Raw genomic sequence first — 233 nt, 5'->3', positions numbered from 1 at the left:
CCCGGTGATCGGCTCGAGCCGATCACCGGGGATGATGAGGCCTTCTCTCACCAACCCGGAGCAGATCCGTGAATCTCGTGATACTCGTCGCCGCCATCGCTCCGGTTGTCCTCATATTCGGGCTGGGCTATCTGGCCGGGAAGTACAAGGATTTCGATCACGATCAGGCCATCGGTTTCAGTCATTTCGCGCTGAAATATGCCCTGCCGGTTGCGCTCTTCCTCAGCATGGCG

The 233-nt window shown here is 58.8% G+C and carries 1 protein-coding gene; it reads left to right on the top strand.

The window, feature by feature from the left end:
- Nucleotides 1–68: 68 nt before the first annotated feature.
- A partial coding sequence (locus B7449_RS19175) for an AEC family transporter (protein WP_209426802.1) occupies nucleotides 69–233 on the top strand: 165 nt, incomplete at its 3' end.

Source organism: Komagataeibacter intermedius TF2 (assembly GCF_000964425.1).
GTDB lineage: Bacteria > Pseudomonadota > Alphaproteobacteria > Acetobacterales > Acetobacteraceae > Komagataeibacter > Komagataeibacter intermedius.
The sequence above is the reverse complement of the archived record's forward strand: the minus strand, read 5'-3'. Positions and strand labels throughout refer to the sequence as shown.